This window comes from Vibrio sp. 1159, from assembly GCF_033340395.1.
Taxonomy (GTDB): domain Bacteria; phylum Pseudomonadota; class Gammaproteobacteria; order Enterobacterales; family Vibrionaceae; genus Vibrio; species Vibrio alginolyticus.
This window is the reverse complement of record NZ_JAWOWL010000028.1, coordinates 49,840-76,736: the sequence shown is the minus strand read 5'-3', so window position 1 is coordinate 76,736 and position 26,897 is coordinate 49,840. Positions and strand designations below refer to the sequence as shown.

Below are 26,897 nucleotides of genomic sequence, written 5' to 3'. Positions count from 1 at the left end.
GCTACGACGATTGATGGGCGTAGCCGCTCAGATCGTAGTTTCTTGATTTAGTTCCATCGAATTACGCAACAAAGCCTGCGCATACGAATCTTACTACCAGATAAAATCTTACGTCTAAACTTTTGAGGACTCATGGTGCACTCTAAACCACTAGCAGGATCGTAAATAATCACAGCATCTTCTTTTAAAGTAATATCCATACTCAACCCCTTCCGATGTTTGAATCCCAGATATTATAAATGCCCCAAAAAACAAATATATGGTGTCAAATCACAGTTGTTTGATTAATTTTGCCAGTTGCCTATAGCTGAAAAATCATCCCACCCGACTAAGATTTTTGCCTTAGCAAAACAAACAGGAAGAGTGCTGTGGGGATGAAGGGGGGTATCACGAATTAGAAGTTCATGGGCTGCGGTTACTTAAAACACAACAGCCCAAAATTATGGCTGTTGTGTTTATTCTTGAATAAATCAGACCGCTATTATACTGTAACCAAAGTGGTTATGACTTACCGTTACGGCCCGGTAAAGTAGGGATTATGCTTTCTTCAATTCCTTGCTTAACCCACAAAGACCACTGACGAATACTATTGCCACCACGGAGCATACTTCCCTCCTTCCAACTGAGATTAAAGTCTTCTGCTATTAGCTCACCGACTTTGGCTCCATTTAAGCTACAGTCCGTTGACAGATATTCAAGACACTTTTGCACGGAAGGTTCATTCTTTGCCGCAACCCAAAGCGCTTCGACTTCACCACCATGTTTGTCAATAAGCGCCTTGTTAATGGAGTAGTCATTATCAGCATTTTTTACTATTAACTCGAAGCGTTTTAGTACCGATAGGGGGTTACGATGCCCTTGCTTTTCCAGCTCCGCAAAGTTTCCTCCTTGTTTGAAAGCCTCGAATGTCTGCATGGCTCTATGTGGAGACACTGGTGCAGAGAAAACTTTACTTTGCTGTTTACCTTTGTGCCTTACCTTAAATTGTTCTGTTGATACTGCTACGATCGCCGAATCTTGAACTGTGAAATCTTGTCCCGTCTGGACTAAAAAACCTGTAAGTTGGAGATACTTGGCAAGTCTACGACTATAAACTGACCAAGTTTTATCACTGTGAGAAGCTTTCGGCATTGACGCCTTGATTGTTTCCAATAACTGTTTGTGAGTCACTACTTTTCCAGAAAAGTTTTTATAGATAGCTAACTTAAAGCTGTGTCGTGCGAGCTTTTCACGGATGATCGTTAAACAGTTGAAGTCGGTTAGTTCACCTAACTGGCTATGTAACTTGAAGTTAGAACCATCTCTTTCGGCGATACCAAACATTACAAGATCAGAACCAATGTTCAATATTGTTTTTTCAGTCTTAACTAATTTTTCAACTAAGTCATTCGAGCCAGTAAATTTATATGCTTTTAGCTCTCTTGCGAGACTCATGAGTGCAAAAAAGTCAGAAGTTGGAGTGTAGTTGTATGGAATGAACGGTACTTTACCCGTGTTCAGGTAGTCTTTAAAAATATCCCAATAGATGTTAAGGCGATCACCACTTCGAATAACCATTCGTTTGTGTACAAGTTGATTTACATCGGCAACGCTAGACAACTCAATAATTTCACTCCAGTCTGCGGGAGCACGATTCGCAATGATGTCTAGGCACGTACGCTCTTGCTGAGACAATTGTTCTAGGTCGTTAGCAAACAGTCTGGCTACATCTAAATCAGCAAGAGAAACATCTGCACTTGCTCCTCTTTTGTAGCTTTCTCGTAAGTTTATACACAGTTTTTTTAAAAGCCACGGGAAACCCTGACATGCATAGGTAATCTGGTGACGAATGTCAGGCGTAATTTTGTGATCGAACTCTTTCTCGAATGTTGTTATAGATTTGGATACTTCGCCACTATCAAAGATTTCTAAGCGGTACTCCCGACGTAAATCTTTTAACTCGTGCCACATGTGATAGGCTGGGTGGTCTTGTTGCGTTGTACTATCGGTTTTCCACGCGAATCCAAGAGAAATGTTCCCCTTGAGTGCTGCAACGTCTAACATCAAACTTTTCGCTGATTCAAAAATGCTAAACAGCTCAGGCTTTGAGTAGAGTTCTTCAAATTGGTCAAAGACAAGACAAATCACTTTTTCTTGTCTTTCCACAGACTCAAGATATGCCTGAATACTGTCAGATGAAAGAGGAGCGTCGGGATCGCTAAGTTTCAGTTCAATTTTATCTCCGACATCATAGCTCTGAGCTTCTTTTAACGCTTTGAGCAATGCTGCGTTTATATAGTTAGGAGATTTAGCTCCTCGAATATCGACAGCAAACACAAAGTATTTATTTTTATAGTGTTTATTCTTAGCTCGATCGCGCAGCTTTGCGATTAAGGAGCTTTTACCTAGCCCTGAATTACCTGTAATTGCGAAAATCCGAGTTGATGATTCTTTGTCGCGAATCGAGCCAAGGAAAGAAAGAATGTTCTTTTGTAACTCATCACGCCCGACAAAATCTTTAGGACGTGCTGGACGGTAGTCATCCCATGAGTCACCTATCTGAACTTCAACAACAGCAGGTAGCTTTTGAGGTTTGGTTAGGCTCATTTTGTTGGTTATGGTTTCTTTAACTTCACCCACAAAAAGGTCGTACTTCGACAGAGTAGAGTCTAGCTTAGATATGTTGGTCAACGTGTCATTATCAGTAACCTGCAAACCAGTCTTTGCACTATACACAAGAACACCACTAGGTGAGCCACCTTTTAGGGTATAGATGCACCAGTAACGACCTACTTCGGAGATGAGCAACGTGACACTACCCAAATTGTCGATGCCTGCATACTCTTCTGCTTTTTCTTGAGGAAACCTTGCGATCACATTTGCCACAATGAGAGAGTGGATAACTTTCTCAGGAGTATAGAAGCTATACTTAGATGATTCCTCGATACGCTTACTTGCAATTTTTTCGGCAAGGCCTAGTGCATCCTTACCAAATTCAGAGGTTGAAACGAGCCAGCCCTCTTGGTAATCATTGGCAAAAACAACGCCTATTAATTTAGAGATAACAGGTGCGCCAATCTTATCTCTATGTGCTTTACATTCCACATAGATTTCTTTCTGGCTCACACGATGCTTGCATAACAGGTCTAGTTCCGAACCTGTTACGCGCATTTCTTGGATGACTTCGTAGTTCTGAGCACTCAACAAGTCCGATGCTAAGTTTTCAAACAAGTCTCCTTTAACTTTTTGAGGCTCATCTTTTTTACATACAACTTCTATTTTCATAAAACGCCACAAATTAAAAATTCACACCCAATCATACCCTTGGAAAGGGATGCGCACTTTAAATAGCAACTGGTTGCATTTGGTTAATGTGACAGCGATCGACTTTACATCTCAGTAAAGCTGTTCAAAAATTTTTAGGCGGATTTTCTTTTCAAGGCTCGCAGGCTACGGCCATCTTTAATCTATCATCGACCATATAGTACCTATAGCGTTAAACGGTGTTAATGAGCCTACAAGCCTCCAGATATTATTCCAAACATGTAACGGTCAAAAGAGTGGATCTAGCATTAAAGCATCAAATGCCATTCCTTTGTTTTGGGACGCATAAACCTCCATTTAACACAGCGTTAGCAGGATGAGTGAGAAATAAAACGATATCGTATTTTGTCCTTTGACTTGGATAGCAGGGCGCATAGTCTCGAACCGATTCAAGAAGAATGGGATGACAAAGTCAAAGAATTACATTTTTCTTATACTTTTTCCTTGCAAGCTTAGAGGGTTGATGAAGGTCAGCGAATCTCTTCAGCTACATTCAATAGTAGTTATTGGTTCTTGCGAGATTTAAAATCAGTGTGCCAGTCAATAACGGCAGTAATATCAGCATCTAACTGCTCTGGTGTGGGTGGTTCTACTGGCGACTCAGTCGGCTGGCTATGTTCATGCGCAGAGTATTCCCCCATAAGGCGCTCAATGAGATTACAGTCCTCAATGGTTATTTTTGCTAGATTACCAATTTTATTTTTTGTTTGGACATCTCTACGATGACGTTGAACCACATCTGCTAGAAACTCAACTTCAACAACTCTTTCAAGTAGAATTCTGAAGTCACTGCAAATTGACTTTGCCAGAGGGGCGTAAACTTCAAAACCGTCCGAATCCAATAACTTTCTTGCTTGAGCTAGCCTTTGATTCTTCAACTCATTTAAAGCCTTGAGTGGTTTTTTCGCAAACAATGGTACAACTCCGTGTTCTCCACAACCCCAATGCTCACGCCTTATGTGTACGCATGTAGGATTTCCCAGTTCATTTAAGGCTCCCAACAAACTAATTCTATGTGTAAAAATAATGACTTGCCTTTTTTCTGATAACTCAACAAGCCGTTTTGCAACACATAGCTCGTATGACTGGTCTAGCGATGATATCGGGTCATCAAAAATAAATGGGGTAGTTTGAGGTTTACTATTAGTATCAGCTAAGAAAGCAGCAAGGCTTACAACTCGTTGTTCACCCTCACTTAAAACGTCATGGGACTTACTACGGATGAAATTTTGGTTCACATCCATCAAATGCAGTTTGTGCATCACTTTTCCTTTTGACACTCGCGTTTTGGACAACTGAACATTGATTTTCTTTGCACCAAGATTATCTAGTTCATTATTGAAACGCTTAACATAGGCATTTGTTATTACTTGCTTGGATATTTCACCAGCTTTACGTGTGAACTTCGAGGTACCTAACAGTTTGCCCCATTCTTCATATTGCCTGTACTTCTCAAGTCTTTTGACCTCTTGAATAATGACCTCAATGTAACCTGAAGCCCATTGCTTTGCTTTGTAATCAATTAGATCGTTGGTCAGTTTCTCTTTGTTGAAAGCAATTACGTCTTTTTCATGGTTCTCTATTTCTTTTGCTAAAAGCTCTTGTTTTTCTGATAGAGCCGCAATAAGAGAAGTATCAAATATGAATCCTTGATTAGGAATCTCAGGATGCTTAGTAAGAGCCTCCGAGGTTTTTTCGATTCCCCCCCATATTTTGCTGAAGACAGGGAGCCACTCTTCTTCGACGAGGTTTGATGCTGCTATTTGAGTTTTTAAGGCATCTTCTGATGGTATTGATGGTTGCTTTTTAACTAGATTATCAAAGTGTAGTTGTGTAGCTTTGACTTCTTTCTCAAGGCTTCCTTGAATGTGTTCTTCAAAAGACTTAAAGCGTTTTTTAGCGGCATCTGAAAGTGGTTGATGGCATAGAACACACTGAGCGTCATTTTCAATATAAGGGGATGCTCCATCTGGATACGCTTCTTTCATAGAGTATTCTTTCGCAGCAATCCAAAGGGCTTTCCAAGTTTGGCTTCCGATGCCAGTCAGCAAGTTTTCATCAGAGAGAGCTTTAGCACCTTGCTCAGCTATTTTTTTTGCTGATTCTAGTTTAGCTTTAGAGTCATTGATCTTTTCACAAACTAGAGGGCTGACTTGTTCGCTGGCCACTAAAACTGAATTAATGAGTTCAGTTAGTTGTTTTAGTTCCCGAGATTTTTTGTCTTTTAGTTTTGATGGGTCGCCTTTTAGACGCTCACTAAGTTCTTTGAGTTTGTTTTTATCAGAATTGGTAAAATTGAAAAACTCTCTCAGTGTTGCTTCCGGCACATCCGCTTTAAGCCTGTCGTTTATAGCTCTTATATATTTGGATTGCATTAATTCTACTGGAGTGCTCGGTAGAATTTTTACTAATTGAGCTTGTTCTTTATCTAGTAAAGACTTAATTGATGTGGAAACGAACACAAGCTTCTCAAACAGAAGAACATCAATCGGTACGTATGACACTTCATTTTCATTATCAAGGTAAAAGCCTCCAGTAGAAGAATCGAAGATGTCTGCTGAGCTTATCTCAGGGATAGGTAGCGAGTTTGCAACCCAGTCGATTTTTTTTGCGCTAATTCCATCAATACTGATGGTACATCTGCTGATAACTGGAGGCTCTTTAAAAACGTTTGGTTTCAGGTCGTTGGCATTGTTTTTTCCACATGCCTTTTTGAGGATACGTGTGTAACCTGATTTACCAGAACCATTATTTCCGTAGACAACCGTGAGCTTCGGTTCGAAGGTTAAAGGAGAGCGTGGGTTTAGGTCGTCAATACCTTCTATATCACCAATCGACTTAATCCAAACTTGATTTGCGGAGTTTGAGTCTTCGTTAAATTGTCCAAAGTCTAATGTCTTGATGCATGACTGGCCTTTTGGGGTTTTTAATAGCTCTTTAAACTCTATGATTTTATCTTGTGTAATTTCTTCCTGTTTTAAAATGCCTTGAGCTGCCAATTGAACCCAGTAAGGTTGGGCATGTAGCCATTTGATGATGTCATCCCTAACGTTCCCCATCCACAACACTCCAGTAAACTTTCGATTGAAATTAGAATAGGTTGATTAAAGCATGTGTTCAGAAATCTTAATATGCCATCTTTTTAATAAGATCTAAAAACCTGATTTAGAGCAAATAATTAGACGATTAAGCTTTGTTTGTCTGTAAGACTACGTCCGGTGCCTTGCAAATACGCTACCTCACATAAAGGTGGGGTTCGTCAATTTGGGATACCAGTAGTTCGACAGTACGATCTAGTCGTGACTGACCAGCGGACATGTGAGATCGAGTATGAGTTACTACACTTAAGCGACAATCTTCGCCTACGTGAAATGGCACTGACGAGCAGTGTAACCTCGTGCGTCGAAGTAAATACTCGCCAGATGCACTTTAATCTTGTTCTAGTTCAGGTCTAGGTGATGGGGATGTTCTTAAACCGACCAAAATAGCGGCAAGGTGTAGAAACCTTGCCTTTGTTTTCATTCAGTTAACCTCTGGCGGTATCAATTTTTCTAGAACTTCTTTTAGACCCGGATCTGATATAGCAGTATGACTTCTAAGTCCTTTTGCCGCATATAAAGCTCCTTCATCGTCAAAGTATAATTGCCCATGTTGACCGTCTAAGAAGTTTCGCAATATTTCTACGTCTAAGCTATCAAGGTGTGATGTCTGCGTAGGAATATTCCTCTTCTCCTCAAGGTTTTTGGTTGATGGTTGAGTATGGTAATCTGGGTGAATTGCAGGTAATTCACGAAGCTCTCTCAATGCAATATTCTGTTTATTTAAAGCAGTCACATGTCCATAAAGTACTGATATTTTGTATCGTAAAACGGGGTCACTAATCTTCAATAAGTCTTGTTCGGTAACAAATGCATTTGGTTTTTCAATTGCTATTCCGGTATCAGGCTTAGCCTTCAGACTCGATTTGACGATGGCGTCAATGCCGAGCTTTTTCTTTTGAACAACTGAAATCCAAGCATCGATCAATATTGGATAAGGATTTTTACCTTCTCTTCTGTTATAGATCGACCTTTCAGATATTATAACCCCTTTACTCGCTAGTGCTTTTACAATAGCGGGAACAGATGGAGTTGCGTTTGCCGCCACCATTTTTTCGCATATCTCATTGATATTCTTTAATGTTGTTTTTACTGATTCTTTGGTAGCAGCTTCGAAAAGCTCATTGTAGGTGTTTTGAGCATCAGTTTCTGACACAATATCTGACTCTTTCATCGTTTAGCTCATGAATGTTGGCTGTTGAGTAAGTAAATTCTTCGGAATGTTAACAGGTGTGGCCTCCATTAATTCTTTCTCGATACCGATTCCGGCTAAAGTCGTACGGCCATCTTTAAGAAGTTGGAGTGTTTCTGCATCAACTTTTGTAACCAAGAATTTTGCGAAGGCGTCGGCAGATTGTCTCTTCTCCTCTGGTGTTAGATCCATAAGCATCAATGGCTCATAGCCATTCCTTAGAAGGATTGAGTCGATGAACTGTTCACGCTCACGCTCGAAATCTTCATTTCTTTCGTGTTTATAAAAACGGCTTGCTTGAATTACGAAGTCTAAGTTCTGGAAGTTACTAGGCATTTCAATGTAATCCAGTTCAAATTCAGAGTCGTTATGCATAAACAAAGCAGGTAAATTACTACCTTTCGCATCATCTTGTTCGGAAACAGGAGGCTTTGGTAATGCTTTTATCTTCTCAATTAGGAGATGTGTGGAGTGTAACTCATTGAATATGTTATCAAGTTCAATTGAGTTTCTTTCATGTATAGTCTCCGATTTTTTGATCTTTGTCGTTAGTTGAGTAGGTATATCCTCACCATTCTTTTTCAACTTTAAGCGATTACTTTTTAGCTTATGAATCTCTTGCTGGCTCGTCTCCAGCTCCTTAGACATTTTCTCTGATTTAAGTAGAAGCGCATTACCATGTACCCAAAGCTCAGTTAACCAAGGAAGCCCTGTAATGAAGTGTCTACACATGACACAGTTCTTATCTTTTACTGGAAGGTAAGTATTATTCCCTTTCCCATTTTTGCGCACACAAGCTCCTCCGTCATTACAACGGGTTCCATTGTATGGGCATAGGCCTAAGTTAGTACTATTCCACAAAGAAGCTGTAAAACTACTAGCGGCTGACTTTATTCCGTCAACAGCGTCTTCGGAGTTATAAGCGGTGTATTTGGCAACCTGATCCCACGCAGCTTCCTTTAGCCAGTTTTGAAAGCTACTTTGGTACTTGAGTTCTAAATCTCGGCTTGCTTCATTGAGAACTTCAGAAATGTGGCTTGGATGATACTTTAGATAGTAAATTGTCATGAGAATGCTTTTGTGCCCAGCAACAATTTTACTCAGTATGTCAATAGGTACGCCTTGTTGTGCAAGAGAGGTTAAACCTGCAACTCGTAAGCCGTGAGGGGTGTAAAGAGCCTGTTGAGGTGCACCCGTTTTTTTATTCCGGTTTATAATAATCTGGCAGTCTATGCCTTCATCATGCAGTTGCCTCTCTAACTCTTCCATTAACTTTAGCCAGAAATTGTTTAGCACACTGTTGGATGGTGGCATTTGGCGAGTGCCGTCTTTCACCTCTTTAGCTGAACGAAATAAATAGAATCGGTCAGGAATACTGGCTACTACTTTTTCCGAAGGAGTTCCGTCAAAGATTGTTCCGGGAATGTCCTTGTACTTAACAGGCACCGTTACAGGATTGTACTTTTCTTGCCAGTCTCTTAATTCATCAAGATACTTGATTGCAGCCTGATTTTTCCATGGAATCTCATATCCAGATTTTTCACCAAAACCTACACTTTTATCGGCTGTTTTATTTGAGTTGATGTAAAAAGCAAATTGAGGGGCTAGCGTGGCATTTATCATTTTTCGCCTAAACACACCTCTGTTCTGAATTTTGGCTCCCGTGTTTTTCCAGTAACTTGCTGCTTGATGGTCGTTCTTGACCCATAGATCAGACTTTGCGTCATACTTCCAGATATCACCTTCTCCGGAGTCAAGACGAAGTACCTGAATTTTGCGAAGAGGAATCTCAAGCATGATTAAAAACAAGTAAGTGATTACTGGTATCCAAACGGGATTACCATTCTCATCAACAATGTTATTATTGTACTGGTTGGTAAGAGACTTAGGCCATGCGTAGTCGTTTTCGGTAAGTATTTCCTTGAGCTTTAACACCATCCATAGTGGTGGAGAAGGCTTGGCCGACTCACTAAGTTTGATGTCACCATTATCATCACCATGCTTTAACAAGATTTGTTCAAATCTATAATTGGAAACAATCGGATGACCGATAGTTACTAACTCACCATCTTCTTCAACATCTGACATATATGTGGCGATAAACCAGTTGCTGTATGAGTTGATAGCATTGAGTGCAGTGATCAGTACTTTATTGTTTATCTGGTTGTTATCTACTTGTTCGTTTAACCATTTATAATACTCGTCGTTGCGATATTTCGAGAAGTATAACTTTGGATCTTCTGGAAATGGCGAGCTATCAGATGAGTAGGTGGCTTCAAGGAAGTCTCGAAATTTGGCTACGGCATTTTTAAATGGTTTAGTGCTAAAGGCTTTTTTGGCATCCAGAAATTCATTCCATGAGTCCACCCAGCGTTCCATGTGTTTGTCAGGGCGTTCAAAGAGATCCTTAGTTTTAAACTGAGTGTCGCTTCTTTGTACCGAAACACATTTCCCAAAGTCTGCGGTGTTGAAGTGCTGATTCAAGCACAGAGCAATGGATCTCAGAGCCTTGTGATTCTGTGGTGTTAGGTCTTCGTGCCATCTATCTTCTTGTGTTCTTAGAGGTAGAATGAAGTTCTGAAACTTATCAATGTCGACTTCGTCGAGACTGTCAACCTTTGTGACATATCGAAAAATCTCTACGGCTTCTTGAAAATAAGTTTCTGCGGCCTTTAAGCCTTCCTCGGTTTTTATACTCTTATTCAGACCGAGCGTGTCAGATAGTATGGTTAACTCTTTGTAGAGGTTGGAGTTTTGTCCTCCAATGAGCTGCTTTGTATTAAAGCGGTTGCCGTTGCCTATTTTTTGGAAGAAGAATAAGCTATTGAATGAAGCATCACCTGACTCATGAAGCCCCTCTAAAATGCGAATTCCTTTCATGTATAGTGATATAGACTTTGAGGAGTCAAATAGTCGTCTAGTAGTAAAGACACCACTAATATTGGCAAGATCTAGATCAGTAACAAGGTTACTATATGAAATCCCTTTAAGTTTTTGAATGTTTTCAGCTTTTGTCATTATTTGTCTTTATTTTAAAATTTGTAAGCAATTGGTTGTAGGGGTAGTGATTGCGTAATTTTCTAACGTTTCTCGTATTCTTTGCGACGAGATGCCTTTATAGATATCTTGTGACCCAATAGTACGATGGCGTAAACATTTTTGTATCATCTTTGGAGATACTCCCATATCTTCAAGAGCTTGGGTGAAAAAGTGTCGGAGAGAATGTGGATTGATAGCTGATTCTCGTCCTCGGGGAATTTTTAGTCCGAGATGACGCTCGAGCCGCTGTAGGGCTTTTTCATAGCTCTTGTCAAATTGACTAATAGAGTACGGAGCGCCTATATAGCTTTCCCCTGTTCGGTGATCTACACCAGTAGATACAAATAGAAATGGGTGGTCATGACCTTGCTCTTTTATGTAAGTCTCCATTAGTTCACTTCTGTATGAGAGATACAGATTATATAAGGAGGTAAACATCGCTTCTGCTGAAGGGTGTAACCAGAATATATCAGCGTGATAGGATGACTTATCAACTGCTAGCTTTTTCCATCCTGCCTTTAATGACTTAGAATTAGCTTTGTCATGCCTAGGTCTTAATGTCCTTTCTCTAAGATACATATCTCTGGTTTTGTCTCTTTCACCTATTAGGTTTGTTTTTGCCAATCTTGGATGGTACAGCCTCGCCTGACACTTAAACTCGGCTGTTGGCATGATGTCGTTAAACCAAAGATGTAACGGTTCGCTTTTTCTAAGGCCGCCAAACGAAAGTAAAAGAGTAATCATTTTGGCAGTGATATCTTCACGCTCAAATGGGTCTGTAGCCAATGGGTTTTTAACGAAGCCGTATTGTAAAAGAGGTGATATAAGCTCAATAGGGAAGCTCTTCGTTTCACTGTTGTCATTTATGTAGTCTTTAGGGTCATCCTCAAACTCGTGACCAAAGGTTGTCTGCGCACTACTCAAATGTTGAGCTACGACAATAGGATCTTTAGTATGCTCCATTGGGCTGAGTTTGATGATTTTTCTAGCTGTTTTCATCAAGGATAGAGTTTGCTTTTCATGATTTTTCATCGGGGCTTTGAATGTTGAGATGCCTTTACTAAGTAACTCCTCTTCCTCTACCCAATTGATGAAGGCAATGAGCCTACTCCTTAACCTCTTCGCTTTTGTTATGCCAGTTGGTGCCCAATAGAGGGCTGTAGGATCAGTTTGGCATTCGACACCTATAGTTCCATTTTCTAGGCTGGACATGAAGTTACGTAGTTGAGTCCTACGATCTGAATTTGAGTTTTGGTAAGCAGTACAATAGTCATAAAACAAACCAATTGCGCGTGCAGTATCTCTCATCCAAGTATCACTTTTGGAGGGGTATGCAAGGAAATAACGAACTAGCGACCACATGATTGTGAATCCATCATTTCCTTCGAGGTACAGGATTGGAAATACTGTAGTTTGTACAGATGCTACCTTTTGCTTTACAACAAAGTGGAATCTACCTCGAGGTGCTAATTCTTTCATTATCAATAAAATCTCCTTATCACTCTCAATATGGTAACTTTAACTAGGGGGTTACGCAACTTTATTGTCGTGGCGAATCTTATCCAGAAATCCATAAGAGAAGCAGAAATAGATAAAATAGAGGCTTTTGTAGTAACAAGTAGTAAGTTAAAGGTAAGGGGTTAAAAGAGCACGTCCCTTCTAAGGATGTGGTCATTGGTTCGAATCCAATAGGGCGTGCCATTTATTCAAAAGCCTCGATAACTCTTTGAGTTGTCGGGGCTTTGTCGTTTTTAGGTTTTTGGCTGTAATTGCCACTCTATCTACAACTTTTGAATGGCATTCTAGCCATTGCAATTTCTAGCAATTAATATGGACGCATATTAATTACCTTTCGTTAACCTTTATGCCTGCCACTTCTAACTTTTATGACCGACACGCCGACTCTTTCGCGAAGCAATACACATCGATCCAGTTTGAGGATGTCCACGCGAGTTGGAGAGTCTTCTGGCCCCAGGCTGGAGATCGTGTGTTAGATGTTGGCGCGGGCTCTGGTCGAGACGCGAAATGGATGGCTGAGCATGGGTGTGAAGTTGTTGCGATCGAGCCTGCTCAAGCACTTCTAAGGCTTGGTAAGTCTTACTGTGGCGATTCCGTTACTTGGCTTGAAGATGCATTACCTAAGCTTGAGAAAACCATTAATCTTGGCTTTCGCTTCGATTTAATTCTTGTCAGTGCGGTATGGATGCATCTTGCGCCTACGCACCGTGAACGTGCATTTCGCAAACTTGCAAATTTGTTAGCGCCTAATGGTCGATTGGTGATTAGCCTTCGTCACGGTGACTTTTCTGACGGTCGTAAAGCTTATCCCGTATCGGTTGAAGAGCTCGAAAAGTTTGCAAAGAATAGCGCTTTAATGGTGAGAAACGTATCTCTCGATGACGATCAGTTAAAGCGAACGGGTGTATCTTGGCAAACTGTAGTGATGTCTTTGCCTGATGATGGTTCCGGTGATCTGAATAAGGTTCGCCACATTATCGTCAATGATTCCAAATCGGCTACCTATAAGCTCGCACTACTACGTACTTTACTACGTATTGCAGACGCTCATTCTGGTGCAGTGGTTGATCGCAGCGAAGGTAAAGTTGCAATCCCATTAGGATTAGTTGGCTTGTATTGGATTCGTCAATTTAAGCGTTTAATCGATAAAGAGAACATCCAGCAAAGCTCGAACTCGTCTAAAGGGCTAGGTTTTATAAAGCCCGATGGCTGGGGCAGACTTTCCCATTTAAGTCCTGATGATCTTGCTATAGGCACGACATTTTTTGGTGAAGATGCAGTGGCGCTTGATAAAGCGATAAAAGACAGCTTAAAAACCATAAAAGATGGTCCCGTCACTTTTACCTATCAAGGTGATAAATCAAACCCTTACTTTGAAATGATTCGTTCAGCTAAGAAGCCAAAACGTTCAATTGTTGTGGATAGCGAGTTCCTCGAAGGTTATGGGCTGTTTGTGTTGGATGAAAGCCTTTGGGATTGTTTTCGATTGTATAACTCTTGGATTGAGCCGCTGGTGGTCAACCAATGGATTATGGAAATGCAACGATTTCGGTCTAATCAAGAGCGGGGTATTCCACTGCAAACGTATCATGATTGTTTGGTCTGGATTGATAAAGACCATGATACGCGAGTCGTGCGAAAGAGAATTGAACAGTTGAAGCTCAGCCATTGCGACATTGTCAGTGTATGGAGTGGAAGCAAATTACGAAATGAGTATCACGTTGATCACTGTTTGCCATTTGCTTATTGGCCCAACAATGATAAGTGGAACTTACTACCAACATCTAAGGTTGAAAACCTAAACAAGCGTGATCGTATTCCTGCTAGCTATCGATTAAACGCATCCAAGCCGCGAATTTTGGATTGGTGGCAGTTAGCTTGGGGAGAGACGGATAATTTGAGTCGGACGTTTTTTACCGAGGCTTCATTGTCGCTACCTAATGTGCCTGCATCTTGTCAAGATTTTGAGCATGTCTTTGAAGCGATGGGATTACAAATTCGTGGTGTTAAAAGTCGCCTTTGTATCGCGGAATGGTAATGTCTTGTTTGCCGTTACAGCGTGATATATGAACCTGATAGGCAACCAACAAAAAAGCGCTGGTTAACCAGCGCTTTTGCATTTACTAAGGGCATTACATCTTTTTAAAGATGATGGAGGTGTTGATGCCGCCAAAGGCGAAGTTGTTACTCATCAAATATTTCACGTCCAGCTCTCGGCCTTGTCCGGCGATGTAGTCTAAATCACCACATTGCTCGTCGAGGTTTTTTAGGTTGAGCGTTGGGTTGAACCAGCCTGTGTGCATCATTTCTAAACCTAGCCACGCTTCAATCGCGCCACAGGCGCCTAGTGTGTGGCCAAAGTAGCTCTTGAGTGAACTGATTGGCACTTTGCCCAGAGCATTCGCTGTTGCGTTGCTTTCCGCAATATCGCCGCGGTCGGTGGCAGTGCCGTGAGCAGATACATAGTCGATCTTCTCAGCAGGAATGCCCGCATTTTGCAAAGCCATTTCCATACAGATTTGCATGGTTTCCATCTGTGGTTGAGTGACGTGTGCGGCATCACAGTTGCTGGCAAAACCGATGATTTCTGCATAGATTTTCGCGCCACGAGCGACGGCGTGTTCGTACTCTTCCAGAACTAGCGTTCCCGCACCTTCACCAATCACCAAACCATCGCGATCGGAGTCATAAGGTCTTGGTGTGCTTTTCGGGTCTTCATTCTTCAGACTGGTGGCAAAAAGGGTATCGAAGACAGCGGATTCCGTTGGGCACAATTCTTCAGCGCCACCAGCAACCATTACCGTTTGGTAGCCATGTTTGATCGCTTCGTAGGCGTAGCCGATTGCTTGGCTGCCAGAGGTACATGCACTGCTGGTTGGGATCACTCGGCCTTTCAAACCGAAAAATAGACCAACGTTCACTGCTGTGGTATGCGGCATCATCTGCACGTAAGTCGTTGCGGTGATCGCTTTGGTGGTTTTCTCATTCAGCATGACACCAAATGCACCGATTGCATCAGTACTGCCTGTTGATGAGCCGTATGCGATACCCGTTTGACCATTGGTGAGTACGTCGTTACCAATCAAACCTGCTTGGCTCAGTGCGTTTTCTGTTGCGACGGTCGCCAATTTGGAAACACGCCCCATGCCGCGTACTTGCTTGCGCTTGTAGTGCTTTGGCAGTTCAAAATCTAAAATTGGTGCCGCGAGCTTGGTGTTCAAACCATCATACTGTTCGTAAGAAGGCATGTATTGCGTCGCGTTCTGGCAGTCACGCAGTTTTGGTTCGACAGATTGCCAATCGTTACCAAACGCAGTCACGCCTGACATTCCGGTTACAACAACTCGATGGCTCATACTAGGCCTCCGTTTACCGAAATGACTTGGCGAGTTACATAGCCTGCGATGTCAGACATAAGGTAACTGACTAAACCAGCAACTTCTTCTGGCTCTCCCATGCGGCGCAAAGGAATTTGCGGCATCGCATGTTCTTTCACGTGTTCGTCTACCATGCCTGTGTCGATAAGCCCTGGAGCAACGCAGTTGACGGTGATTTTGCGTTTTGCCAGTTCAAGCGCGAGTGATTTTGTTGCACCAATTACGCCCGCTTTCGCTGCGCTGTAGTTAGTTTGACCACGATTCCCCATTAGGCCAGAGACTGATGCAAGCGTAACAATTCGGCCGCCTTTGCGCTTTTGCACCATTGGCATAACACAAGGGTGAAGAACGTTGTAGAAGCTGTCTAAGTTGGTATGAATCACACCATCCCATTCTTCTTCGGTCATCGCAGGGAAAGCGGTATCTTTTGTGATGCCAGCGTTGTTTACTACGCCATAGTAAGCGCCGTGTTCGGCGATATCGGCTTCTAGCTTCTCACGACAATCTGCACGGTCACTGATGTCGAATTGGATAAGACGACCGCTACCACCATGCTGTTCGATGGTGTTTAGGGTGTCTTGCGCGCCTTGTTGATCGCCCATGTAATGGACAATGACTTGGAAACCATCTTTGGCTAATTGAACGGCAATGGCTTTACCGATGCCTTTGCTGGCACCTGTAACGAGGACTTGTCGGGTCATTGTTGACTCCTGATTTTCATTTCTTGTAATTTTTCTTCTGATGGAACGTAAACGTTCAATTGGCAAGTCGCTACAACAGTTCCTTGTAGCTCAATACGGGCTGAAAAAACCGCCATACCGTTATCTTCCATAACTTTTTCAGCATACACATCGAGCACCTGTCCGCGAGAAAACGTATCGCATTCAGACGTGTATCGACGGCTACCAAGCAAAAAGCCAATCGGTGGCGCTTGTTCTTTCATTAATGCGTGGTAACCAGACCACGCCGCGACAGATTGCGCCATAAACTCAATGCCAACGTAAGCTGGCACAGTTTGAGAGGCCGAGTCGAAGAACGGGTTGTGTTCTGCGATATCAACCTGGCAGTGAATCGTATCTTGTTGAACATCCAAAGCACGATCGACCAAGATCATTGGTTTGTCGTGTGGCAAAAGTTGTTCGATGGGAGGAAGTTTAGTCATGAGCGTAACCAAAAATAAGACTAATATTATTGCCACCAAAAGCAAAAGAGTTGCTGAGAATCGCTTTGTTACCCAGTTTGGTTGGCGTCTCAACTAACGATATATGGATATCGTCTGCTTTGGTTTCGCAGTGTTGTATTGGCAAATCAAGGTTGTACTTGAGAATATGCCAAGCGATCGCGGCTTCCGTTGCACTTGCTGCGCCTAATGTGTGTCCGGTAAGTGGCTTTGTCGAGCTTACGGGAACGGAGTCACCAAAGCAGCGATGAATGGCTTTGCTTTCCATCGCATCGTTTAACGGCGTTGCTGTGCCATGCGCGTTGATGTAACCAATGTCTTGCGCTGTAAGTCCTGCATTGGCCAACGCTTTTTTCATCGCTTCTTCTGCGCCTAACCCTTCTGGATGTGGTGCGGAAATATGGTGTGCGTCTGAGCTATCGCCAGCTCCGAGAAGGGCAACAGGCGCGGGTGTTTTGCTTAGCAACATTAATGCTGCGGCTTCGCCGATATTGATGCCGTTGCGATGTTGGTCAAACGGCTTACAAAGGGTATCGGATAGGGCTTCTAAACCGTTAAAGCCGTTTAGTGTGAGGCGACAAATGGTATCCACACCACCCACAATGACCGCATCAACAATGCCAGAGCGAATCAGGCGTTGCGCGGTTAAAAAGACACGGCCACTAGAAGAGCAGGCGGTTGAAACTGAGTAATGTGGGCCGCTCAAATCAAAGTAGGCGGCAATAAAATCGCTGCAGTTGCCAAGCTCTTGTTTGGTGTAATGGTAGTCGGCAGGAAAATTACCGTTTGCCAGCTTTTCGCCAAATGCGATTTCGCCATCTGAAATGCCAGATGTGCTGGTGCCGATCACGACTGCGATACGGTCACGACCATATTTAGCAATGGCGTCACGCACGTCGCCTTCGATTTGCAGCAAAGCCGAAAGTGCGAGGCGGTTGTTTCTCGTATCAAACTGGCTGAGTGCGGTCGGTAATTGCGGTAACGTCTGTGCAATTCGACCGATTACTGTTTGGCGGCCTGAATTTAAAATATCTTGGTCAACCACCATGTTGGATGGCTTCGCTCCTGATAAACACTGGTGGATGAGCGCATCATCTTGTCCCATGGCAGAGTGAAAGCCACAGGCCTGAATATACAAAGGTTGAGAAGAGCGAATAGGCATATTGTTATTCTAAATTGTTCTTAATTAATCTGATGTTGCAGTGTTTGAATAGAAATTGAAAACTGATGTTTGAGGTGATGAAAATCAATCTTACCCTCTAACTTGTTAGAAGAGCTGTATTGAATCTTAATGATCTTTTCACCGTCGCTATCAAAGATGGCGCGAGAATTATTTTTATCAATAATTCGCCACCTTACCTCATTTAACGACCCTTCCCAAGCGGAACTCGGCCAGAGCGTGATCATCAGGTTAAATAATACCTGTTCTGGCTGCGGTAGCGAACCTTGTAAACCGTTGAGCACTTCGGTTTGAATTTGTTCTCCATCGTAAGACAGTGAGAGTACTCTCGTCCCCCAGGATGAGAAGCCTGCCAGCACCACTTCGTTGTTGATCACTTGCAGTTGTACCGGAAGTTGCTCAGATTTGGTTTTACCATCTATTGCCCAAGAAGCCGTAATTAACTGACTGGCAGACAACTGATAGCCCAAGCTTGCGGGAGTGGGCAAGCTAACTTGGGTGTGCTCGGCAATGTCGACCTGAGGCGTCGATTGGTGAGGGACCAAGCTGCATGCACTTAAAAACAGGCTCAGTGCGAATAACGTCGCGCAGCGAAAGGCGTGATTGAAAATCATGACGTCGTTTCCTCTGTTTTAATTGCAATCGGAGAGAGCAGCCAAGCGACAAAAATACCACTTAACACCGTAATGCCAAAACTGTGAATCGCGTGAGTTTGGCTGAGTGACAGCAATCCAAATGACAACACAGTGGTCATTGCCGAAAGGGTGATCGCCAATAGTGTGCTCACACTGCGGGCTTTCTCGGCAAAGAACAGAGTGTAATCGATCCCTATACCAAGAATGAGCACCAAGCCAAGCAAGTTGAACAGGTTTAATGTTGTTCCCATCGCGACAGCAGTTGCAAGACCGCAGGCGCAAGCAATCAATGATGGCAGTAAAACTCGGCAACTGTGTTGCAGACCGTACCGCTTGATTAATACCAGAAAGATCACAGCACTGGCGGCTGCCAATAGCTCCATGATTTTGATTCGGTATTCACCAAATAGGGTGGATATTTCTTCAGCTTTGTTTAGGTAGACAACATCAGACTGTGATTTGGCAAATGCCTTAACAACAGCGGAGTCTTGCAATTGGTTTAACACCACTACCGTTGCCGATTTTTCTTTAATTTTACCCAAATGAAGAAAACGTACAGGCGCTGATACCGGGTTTTGCAAGTACTGTTCAACCGTAACAGGGATAAAGTCGGCGTCCATTTTGGGCTTTTTACTTAAGCCCAACCCGGAAGTAAGTGGGCTGGATTGTGTCGCGTAAAGATCGCGAATCAATTGATAGTCTTGTTGCTGACGTTCCACTGAGCTCAAGTAGCGGCTCAGGCTCTGGTAGCTTTCGATGGTGCTTTCCGCTTTCCACGCTTCTAAAGTTGGTGTCAAAGACTCCAGCTTTTTCATTAGGCTTTCGTCATCGTCGGCGGTAACGACCAACATTTGCTGCGAAGATTGCATGCCACTGAGCGTCGTAATCAAGGTTTCTTGCTGCTTGAGATCTTTCGGCATCGTTTGCAGCAGACGAATGTCGTCATCGTAGTTCAATTGCAGCAAGAAAAAGCCACTCGCAACCACACATAACATCGGTAATCCGACTTTAATTCGAGGTTGATTCCAAAGCGTTAACCATTTCGCCAACAGTGATTGTCCTGGTAAGTTCGAAATGGATCGCGATGGGTTACGAGCCAGTATCGGATACCAAGCCACCACGGTGATGTAAGCAGCAATCAGACCAATGGATGAAAACAGCGCAAGCTGCTGCAAACCTGGAAACGGTGCCACTAACATGCCCAAATAGCCGATCAAACTGGTGATTAAGCCAAGTGTGATAGCTATGAAAATATGCTTTAATCCTTGCTCGCTATCCCATTCATTTCCCGCCGCAAGACGTTCGGTTAGGTAGTGGAATGCGTAGTCGATAGACACGCCGATTAAACTTGCGCCAAACACTAAACTGAACAGATGGACTTTTCCAAAAATCCACGTCGTAACGGACAAAGCAACGAGCAAACCAATGGTGATGGAAAGCAGTGCTAGGGACAGCGGCATCACACTCCGAAAGACCAGCAAGAACAATGCAATGATACCGAGTAGAGAGAATACACCGATGGTGCTGATCTCCGATTTTGCACTTTGCGTACCAAAGTCAGCGTAAAATAGAACGCCAGTATGTGCGACTTCAGCGCCATATTTCTGCGCGACGCCTTGTTCTAGCGCTTGAATATCAGGGACTGCAAGTTGCCCAGTTAGGCTATAAGGCGAGTCTTTTAGCTCGGCAGTAATAAGCAAGTATTGAGCACCGTCTTTTTCGACGGACAGATAGCCGTTATCCAATCGGAAAGAGGACGATTGCTGGGTAACTTGGCTCAAATAATCACGAAATAGCAAGAAAGGATCATTTTGTAACTCTTGCCCGGTCACTCCAGAAAACGGGTTGTACAGCGACTGAATCACATGCTGCACTTGCTGTTCTGGATTTTGGCTTAAACGCTCTCGTTGTTCAGGCGTCAGCAATTGGAAGCGGTGCTTAAAGTAGTAACTCGCCCAAGCTTGCTGCTCTTGAGGTGAGATTTTTCCCACCACATCGCGAAAATGATTACTCTGACGCAAACCCTTATCAAATTCAGCGGCTGCTGCAAAAAGGGCATTTTTGTCCGGCGCTGTGATCACGAAAATGACTTTGTCGCTCATACTTGCCGAGACCGACTCAAAGGCTTGCTCAGCCACCGGGTTTTGTTGGTTCTTCGGCAACAGTTTTAAAATGTTGGTCTCAATCGGAGATTCTGCACTCCAAACCCATTGTTTGAGTAGCAACGCGCTCGCTAAAACAACGAGATTGAGCCAAACCAGAGCAAAGGTGTGAGTGCCAAGACTGAGTTTAGAAACGGAATTGAGCGTCTTCGGCATCCGTGAGTTCCTGAGGTAGAGAGGTCTGGTTTGTAAACGTGATTTCGGTCTTATCGCCGCGCAGCTCTTGCAGGGTTAGGCGATCAATATGCGTTTTACCGGAAAGGGTGATGGCTTTAAACACCGCATTTAATGGTGACTGTTTGGGCACTAAAACGAGCTGCCACTGATTGTTCTCAACTGAAAAATCGAGTGTGAATTGTTCTTGCAGTGCAGAAGTATCCCCGTGGAACACGGATAAAAACACATGACTAAAGTAGAACGCCATTGGGTTTTCTTGTGCAGAGATCGTTTTCGGTGCTTGGTCGGCAAAAGTTTGACGAAGTTTGTTTTCCGTCAATACCAAATTGACTGCGAAAGGTTCTGTTTGTTGCCACAACAAGCCATGTGTTTTGCTCAGTGTGAACTGACCTTTAGAGGTTAGAGGTTGACTGAACATTTCCAGATGACGCTGCTGCGTAAAATCTCCGCGCACGATTTCATGCTGAGACAACTGCTGTTGAAGCGACGCCAAATCTGTTACGTTTGCTGTCGGTGTGGCCAGTGCTGGAACAGAAAATATCAACAAAAAAGAGAGTAACCACTTTTGCATTAGTTCAGGCTCCCATGGTTGTGCCATTGCTCTACTTTATCTAAAAAGATTGCCGGAGAAACAAAGCACATCTCTTGCTTTTCAATGGATACAGCGACTTGCGTTGTATGCGCTTTGCACATACGTTGATTCGTTTCGGCGTCGTAAATCACGTAATCCACACGTAAGCGGTTTTCCCACTCAGTGAGTTGTGCGGTAATACGAATGGTGTGATTAAACGGAATCGCCTTCACGTATTTAACGCGCGTATCGATGATCGGCCACATGTACCCAGAGTCTTGCATATCGCGATAGCTGTATTGGAGCTTCTCCATCAGCACACGACGCGCTTCTTCAAAATATCGAAAGAAGTTGCCGTGATAAATCACGCCCATCGGGTCAGCATCTTGGAATGAGGTGACCATAGTCACCTCCGCTTCTAATGGGTAGAGAACCTGCTCTTGCATTATACCTCCGCGTAGAGTGGCCAATGACGTTGCTGAATGCGTTCAATGAAATGACGCAAATCTTGTTCCAATGGGCGATCTTCAATCACAAATTCAAACTCGCTCAGTACTGCGTCACGAATTACTCGCAAACTCTGACTCATGTGGTGTTCGTCCAATTCGTTATGACGGCGACGAATCTCAACCGCTTGAACGCTTGCTAGGAGTGAAGCCGCAGCAACTTGCTCTGTTAACTCAAGTACGCGTAAGCAATCACGAGCCGCGATAGTGCCCATGCTCACTTTGTCTTGGTTGTGACATTCGGTTGAGCGAGAAAAAACGCTTGCTGGCATGGTGTTTTTCAACGCTTCTGCCGTCCAAGCTGAGATACCAATCTGAACCGCTTTAAAGCCGTGGTTGATCGGTTTACGCTCGCCTTCTGCACCGGTTAAGTTAAACGGCAGGCCGTTATTGAACTTGTAATCCATCAATTGCGCCATCTGACGATCCAGCAAATCAGCTAAGTTGGCAATGTTCACTTTCAACGTATCCATCGCCATTGCGATATGACCACCGTAGAAGTGACCGCCGTGCAGAACGCGCTCATTGTCGCCATCGATGATTGGATTGTCGTTGGCACTATTTAGTTCATTCTCAATCAATTGACGTAGCCAAGGCAGTGAGTCTTGCACCATGCCAATGACGTGTGGCGCACAACGCAGCGAGTAACGATCTTGCAGTCGGTCGCTATTGCGTGGCGGACGCTCAGCATTGAGATCATCACGCAGCCAAGCCGCAACTTGCTGTTGACCAGGATGAGGTTTTACCGCAAACAACGCTTCATCAAAGTGGAAGTCATTACCTTGCATACCCACAGAGACCATCGCGGTAATCTTGGTGCAAAGCTGCGCTAGGTATTCTGCACGTTTGTAGGCAAGACAGGCGAGGGCCGTCATCACGGATGTACCGTTCATTAACGCCAAACCTTCTTTTGGTTTTAGGCGAATTGGCTCAATGCCCAGCTCTGCAAACACTTCTTGTGTTGGTCGCACATCACCTTTGTAAAGCACTTCACGTTCGCCAATTAAGGTCGCCGCTAGGTAAGACAGAGGCGTTAAATCGCCACTTGCGCCCACCGAGCCCTCTTGTGGAATACGCGGCGCAATGTCGTGGTTGATAAGCGTAACGATTTGGTTCAACAGATCGTGAGACACGCCAGATACGCCTTGCGACAATGAACATAAACGTGTTGCCAGCACCGCACGAGCTTGCTCATGAGAAAGGATTTGACCTAAGCCACAACCATGGAAGCGTGTAAGGTGCAACGGAAGTTCATCCACAAGAGCGGGTGGAATCGCCACAGTACATGAATCGCCGTAACCCGTGGTCACGCCGTAAATAACGCCTTCTTCCTTCAGTAATCGTTCCAGAAACGCCACGCCACGATCAATTTTCGCGGTAAATTCTGGCGAGGTGTTCATGTGTGCCTTTGCACCTTGAGCAATGGCAACGACATCTTCGATGGTTAAAGATTGGGCACCAAAAGTGATGTTGTGATTATTGTTGTTTGTCATGTGGCTGATTACTTAAAGTCCAGAAGTTAAAAAAGTTGTACCACTGTAACGGCGCTTGCAGTGTGTGGTGTTCTAATCTTTGTGCGTACTGTTGAACAACGCGTTCTAGTGCCTGCTGACGCTCCTTGCGTGGTAGCGTGACTTGGTCACTAAAGTGTTCAAAGTACACATTAAAATGCGGAGTGTTCGCTTCATCGTCGCGTAGGCCGAAGAGTAAGTAAACCGGCGCTTTTAATACCGAGGCTAGCATGAATGGGCCTTGCGGGAATGGTGCAGGTTTACCAAGAAAATCTGCCCAAACGACACGATTTTCTTTGCTGGTGGAAGTGCGATCGCCAACGATCACCACCCATTCGCCTTGCTCGATTTTTTGTTGAAGCAGAATCGCGGTGTCTGGTCCCATTGAGCTGACTTGAATCAGATTCAGTTCCGAATTTGGGTTTACCGCCTTCATTACCGCATTAAATTGTTCAGCGTGTTGGGTAAATACCAAGGCATTGATTTTGACATGAGAGTGTCGACGACCAAGCGCACGGCAGAGTTCGATATTGCCAAGGTGCGAGCCTAAAATGAGCACGCCTTGTTTTTTCTGCGCCATCTCTTCGAAATGATGCTGGCCGTGAATGGTTAGGTTATCGACGTTAAAGTCACCTTGCCATGCTGCCAGTTTGTCGAGCATGGTTCGCCCAAAAGAAAGCAGATGATGATAGCTGTCCAACTGTTTTGGTAGTGCGATGCTCTGCTGCGTTGCGTAGTACTGCAAGTTTTGCAGGTAAATCTCAGACGCTTCACGGGCAGATTTACCCGTGAAGTGGTAGTAGCGCATGACTAATTTTAAAATCAGGTCAAACGCTTTTCTGCCGAACAAGCGGTAAACCGCGAGTAAGGTTTTGATGCCTAAAATCGTGCCTTGTTCTTTTCGTTTCGACCAGTGGGCATTACTGTCATCTGTGTTTTGGCGCTTTCTGGCGAGTAGCGAAGGAATGCGCGGCAACATGCCAAAAAATAGGCGAGTGTGCATCCAGCTTATCTTGACGTTATCCCACAATGCGTCGAAGTGGGAAATGCCACCTTCAGGGTAGATCACGCGCGTTGGAACAAAATCAATGTCGACGCCTTCCCAGTACATTCGCACTAGAATTTCGATATCAAAATCCATGCGTTTGCCGATGTTGTACTTGTTCAACACGGCGACCGTTTTCGCCACTGGGTAGGCGCGAAAACCGCACATGCTGTCTTTGATAGACCGTGACAAGGTTTCTATCCACACCCAAACGTGTGTAGCGTAGCGACCATACAAACGGGATTTAGGTACGCTCTCGTCGTATATCGGTTGGCCCGAAATCAGGTTATCTGGTTTTGTTTCGCTGGCGCTGAGCAATTTCGGCAATGCTTCTAGGTCGTGCTGACCATCTGCGTCGATTTGAATGGCGTGCGTAAAACCAAGTTGGTGAGCTTGATGTAGGCCTGCCATCACAGCGCCACCTTTGCCTTGGTTTTCTCTCAAACTAATCAGTTTTATCAGCCCTTGCTTGCTCAAAGCAGAAAGCGCTTGTTTGGTGTCTTCATTGCTGCCGTCGTCAACGGCCAGCACTGGCAAAGCGAAAGAGGATAACGACGCAACCACGTCTGCAATTGTGCTGCCGTGGTTGTAGCAAGGAATTAAAAAGCAGGGACGATAATCACTCACGTGACTCACCCAGTTTCATTTTTCCTGACGAGTGAGTCACCAAGGTTTCACCGTTTTTCGATGTGTACTTAAAGGTCAATTTCTCACGCTCATTGTCCCAAGAGAGTGAGAGGCAAACGTCGGCGTTTGGCAGAATCGGCTCTTGAAATTTGATGACTTCCATTCCTTTAAATACCTTGGGAGTATTCAAATATTGAACGGCGTAGAACAACGCCCAGTCAATTTGAGTGACGCCGGGTAAAAGAGGAAAGTGACTGAAATGACCTTGGAAATCTAAGATGTCAGCATCCACTCGCAGCGACAGCTCCGCGGTATGGTCACTCACTTCAATATTCTGAATAGTTGGTTTTCTTTTTTCCATGTTACTAGCTTTATTGGAATAGTTTTTCAATTTCAGCAACTTGGCGTTTGCCTTGGCTGTTCAATGGAATTTCGTCGACCACTCGGAATTTTCTCGGGATAGCGATCGGTTCTAACCAATTGCGCAGTGCCTTGCGAAGTTCAAGCCAAAACTTGCCTTTACCAAGTTCATCAAGCACATCACCGCCTTTATCGTTAAGTACGATGATTGAGACTAACGTGAGGCGACCAGATTCTTCCATTGGGATCACCACGCTTTCTTGAACCCACGGCAATTGCTCTAAACGTTTTTCCACTTCGACAAGGGAAATACGCTTTTCTTCGACTTTGACGATTCGGTCAGTGCGTCCACGCAATTCAAAAGAAATACTATCATGGAAATAGCATTCATCCGCAGTTTGGTACCAAGTGTTTTCATCAATGTGTGGCGAGCGGAGCTTTAAACAATTTTCATGGTTAAGCTCGGCTTCAACACCAGGGAATAACGTCCAAGGAGTGCTGGCTATGTGCTGCTGACGGTAAGCGATGCCGCCGGTTTCTGTGCTGCCAAAAACTTCAATAGGAAGTGACCCAAACAACAGCTGGCTGTGTTGCGCGGCTTGGTTTGGCAGGGGGCCACCAGATGAAAATACGCACCGAATCGCAACCGGGTTATGCTCTTCATTGAGTCGTTTTAGTAACGCAGGGCTGCTTACTAGCGTGGTGTCAGCATCGGCGTGATGGACAATTTGCTCAGGGAATTCGAGGTTGCGTGCTGAAAATGGACGTGCAGAGCACAAAGGCCACAATACGCGGAACAGCAAGCCGTAAATGTGTTGATGAGAAACGGTGCTTTCAATGCGTGTGCTGGCAACCGTGTCGCCCCACAGGTTATCTAGAATAGCAACTTCGATATCGAGCTGTTTCAGCGTTTTTGCAATGGCTTTTGGTGTGCCGCTTGAACCCGAAGTGAATAGCGTTACCGGTATTTCCGCTAGGTTTAATTCACGCCAAAAATAAGGTTGTTTGGCCTCTGGCTCGTTAATCACGGTGGTTTCTAGCAATGATTGAGCTTCGATCAAAAGCGAGCTCACCAGTTCTGGAACCGAGACATCGGCATCATGCAGCAACAAATCGTAGTGCTCACTGAGCTCTTTGAGTGCTTCTGGTTGGTAATTACCAGGTAATACAATGGATTTTCCTGCATAACAACAAGCAAAAAAGCCAACGGCAAACAGGTAGCTGTTGCCAAAACACAACGCAATGTTTTGCGTTGGTTGGGTTTCTAACTGCTGAGCAAGTGTTGCGACGTGCTGCTGGAAATCACCCCACGTGATAACCGTGTCGCGCTCGTAAGAGGCTGGGGATTGCTCAGACCTCTCTGCGATGAACAAGGTCGCTAGGGAGGTAAAGCTCGAATACGTTGTATTCATACGA

Annotated in this window: 19 protein-coding genes; 2 read left to right on the top strand and 17 right to left on the bottom strand. The window is 44.1% G+C overall.

All coding sequences use genetic code 11. From position 1 onward, the window contains the following. Window positions 1-501: 501 nt before the first annotated feature. The gene (locus tag R7127_RS19280; RefSeq protein WP_072875429.1) at window positions 502-3,264 is read right to left on the bottom strand and encodes a restriction endonuclease; all 2,763 of its coding nucleotides are present in this window, start codon (window positions 3,262-3,264) and stop codon (window positions 502-504) included. A gap of 184 nt (window positions 3,265-3,448) precedes the next feature. On the opposite strand from R7127_RS19280, the gene R7127_RS27085 reads away from it, so the two are divergent. Continuing rightward, complete coding sequence (locus R7127_RS27085) at window positions 3,449-3,592, top strand: HNH endonuclease signature motif containing protein (RefSeq protein ID WP_139278249.1); 144 nt, start codon at window positions 3,449-3,451, stop codon at window positions 3,590-3,592. A 214-nt stretch (window positions 3,593-3,806) separates the two neighbouring features. Here R7127_RS27085 and R7127_RS19275 read toward each other — a convergent pair whose 3' ends face one another. The 4 genes from R7127_RS19275 to R7127_RS19260 all read right to left on the bottom strand — a co-directional run bounded on the left by R7127_RS19275 (window position 3,807) and on the right by R7127_RS19260 (window position 12,111). Further along, window positions 3,807-6,362: an AAA family ATPase gene (locus R7127_RS19275; protein ID WP_072875428.1), complete on the bottom strand. Its 2,556-nt coding sequence runs from the start codon at window positions 6,360-6,362 to the stop codon at window positions 3,807-3,809. A 463-nt stretch (window positions 6,363-6,825) separates the two neighbouring features. After that, window positions 6,826-7,575, bottom strand: a complete 750-nt coding sequence (locus tag R7127_RS19270) for a hypothetical protein (protein ID WP_072875426.1) — start codon at window positions 7,573-7,575, stop codon at window positions 6,826-6,828. A 3-nt stretch (window positions 7,576-7,578) separates the two neighbouring features. After that, window positions 7,579-10,611: a VPA1269 family protein gene (locus R7127_RS19265; RefSeq protein ID WP_072875422.1), complete on the bottom strand. Its 3,033-nt coding sequence runs from the start codon at window positions 10,609-10,611 to the stop codon at window positions 7,579-7,581. 9 nt (window positions 10,612-10,620) lie between these two features. Beyond that, the gene (locus R7127_RS19260; RefSeq protein WP_072875420.1) at window positions 10,621-12,111 is read right to left on the bottom strand and encodes a site-specific integrase; all 1,491 of its coding nucleotides are present in this window, start codon (window positions 12,109-12,111) and stop codon (window positions 10,621-10,623) included. Window positions 12,112-12,496: 385 nt separating this feature from the next. On the opposite strand from R7127_RS19260, the gene R7127_RS19255 reads away from it, so the two are divergent. Continuing rightward, window positions 12,497-14,188, top strand: a complete 1,692-nt coding sequence (locus tag R7127_RS19255; protein WP_005382296.1) for a class I SAM-dependent methyltransferase — start codon at window positions 12,497-12,499, stop codon at window positions 14,186-14,188. Window positions 14,189-14,282: 94 nt separating this feature from the next. Here R7127_RS19255 and R7127_RS19250 read toward each other — a convergent pair whose 3' ends face one another. From R7127_RS19250 to R7127_RS19195, 12 genes are read right to left on the bottom strand one after another with little or no spacing between them, the layout of a single operon-like run. Further along, window positions 14,283-15,506 carry a beta-ketoacyl-ACP synthase gene (locus tag R7127_RS19250; protein WP_042523982.1) on the bottom strand — a complete coding sequence of 408 codons (1,224 nt, stop codon included), beginning with the start codon at window positions 15,504-15,506 and terminating at the stop codon, window positions 14,283-14,285. Next, window positions 15,503-16,228, bottom strand: a complete 726-nt coding sequence (gene fabG, locus R7127_RS19245) for a 3-oxoacyl-ACP reductase FabG (RefSeq protein ID WP_005388326.1) — start codon at window positions 16,226-16,228, stop codon at window positions 15,503-15,505. Before fabG ends, R7127_RS19250 begins: the two co-directional genes overlap by 4 nt. Next, window positions 16,225-16,689 carry a hotdog family protein gene (locus R7127_RS19240; protein WP_017634799.1) on the bottom strand — a complete coding sequence of 155 codons (465 nt, stop codon included), beginning with the start codon at window positions 16,687-16,689 and terminating at the stop codon, window positions 16,225-16,227. Before R7127_RS19240 ends, fabG begins: the two co-directional genes overlap by 4 nt. Beyond that, the gene (locus tag R7127_RS19235; RefSeq protein ID WP_054730341.1) at window positions 16,682-17,869 is read right to left on the bottom strand and encodes a beta-ketoacyl-[acyl-carrier-protein] synthase family protein; all 1,188 of its coding nucleotides are present in this window, start codon (window positions 17,867-17,869) and stop codon (window positions 16,682-16,684) included. Before R7127_RS19235 ends, R7127_RS19240 begins: the two co-directional genes overlap by 8 nt. 20 nt (window positions 17,870-17,889) lie before the next feature. Next, the gene (locus R7127_RS19230) at window positions 17,890-18,501 is read right to left on the bottom strand and encodes a DUF3261 domain-containing protein (RefSeq protein WP_017634797.1); all 612 of its coding nucleotides are present in this window, start codon (window positions 18,499-18,501) and stop codon (window positions 17,890-17,892) included. Further along, complete coding sequence (locus R7127_RS19225) at window positions 18,498-20,840, bottom strand: MMPL family transporter (protein ID WP_206971416.1); 2,343 nt, start codon at window positions 20,838-20,840, stop codon at window positions 18,498-18,500. Before R7127_RS19225 ends, R7127_RS19230 begins: the two co-directional genes overlap by 4 nt. Continuing rightward, window positions 20,812-21,432 (bottom strand): LolA family protein, encoded by a 621-nt coding sequence (locus R7127_RS19220; RefSeq protein ID WP_017819935.1) that lies wholly within the window; start codon window positions 21,430-21,432, stop codon window positions 20,812-20,814. Before R7127_RS19220 ends, R7127_RS19225 begins: the two co-directional genes overlap by 29 nt. After that, window positions 21,432-21,878, bottom strand: coding sequence for an acyl-CoA thioesterase (locus R7127_RS19215; protein WP_054702228.1), 447 nt, complete (start codon window positions 21,876-21,878; stop codon window positions 21,432-21,434). Before R7127_RS19215 ends, R7127_RS19220 begins: the two co-directional genes overlap by 1 nt. Further along, window positions 21,878-23,431: an HAL/PAL/TAL family ammonia-lyase gene (gene hutH / locus R7127_RS19210; RefSeq protein ID WP_047102876.1), complete on the bottom strand. Its 1,554-nt coding sequence runs from the start codon at window positions 23,429-23,431 to the stop codon at window positions 21,878-21,880. The genes R7127_RS19215 and hutH overlap by 1 nt, the downstream gene beginning before the upstream one ends. Then, window positions 23,415-25,121, bottom strand: coding sequence for a glycosyltransferase family 2 protein (locus tag R7127_RS19205; RefSeq protein WP_172563344.1), 1,707 nt, complete (start codon window positions 25,119-25,121; stop codon window positions 23,415-23,417). The genes hutH and R7127_RS19205 overlap by 17 nt, the downstream gene beginning before the upstream one ends. Then, entirely contained in the window at window positions 25,114-25,482 is a 369-nt protein-coding gene (locus tag R7127_RS19200) for a 3-hydroxyacyl-ACP dehydratase (RefSeq protein WP_005460551.1), read from the bottom strand. Before R7127_RS19200 ends, R7127_RS19205 begins: the two co-directional genes overlap by 8 nt. Before the next feature lie 10 nt (window positions 25,483-25,492). Continuing rightward, window positions 25,493-26,893 carry an AMP-binding protein gene (locus tag R7127_RS19195; protein ID WP_172563343.1) on the bottom strand — a complete coding sequence of 467 codons (1,401 nt, stop codon included), beginning with the start codon at window positions 26,891-26,893 and terminating at the stop codon, window positions 25,493-25,495. Window positions 26,894-26,897 lie beyond the last annotated feature (4 nt).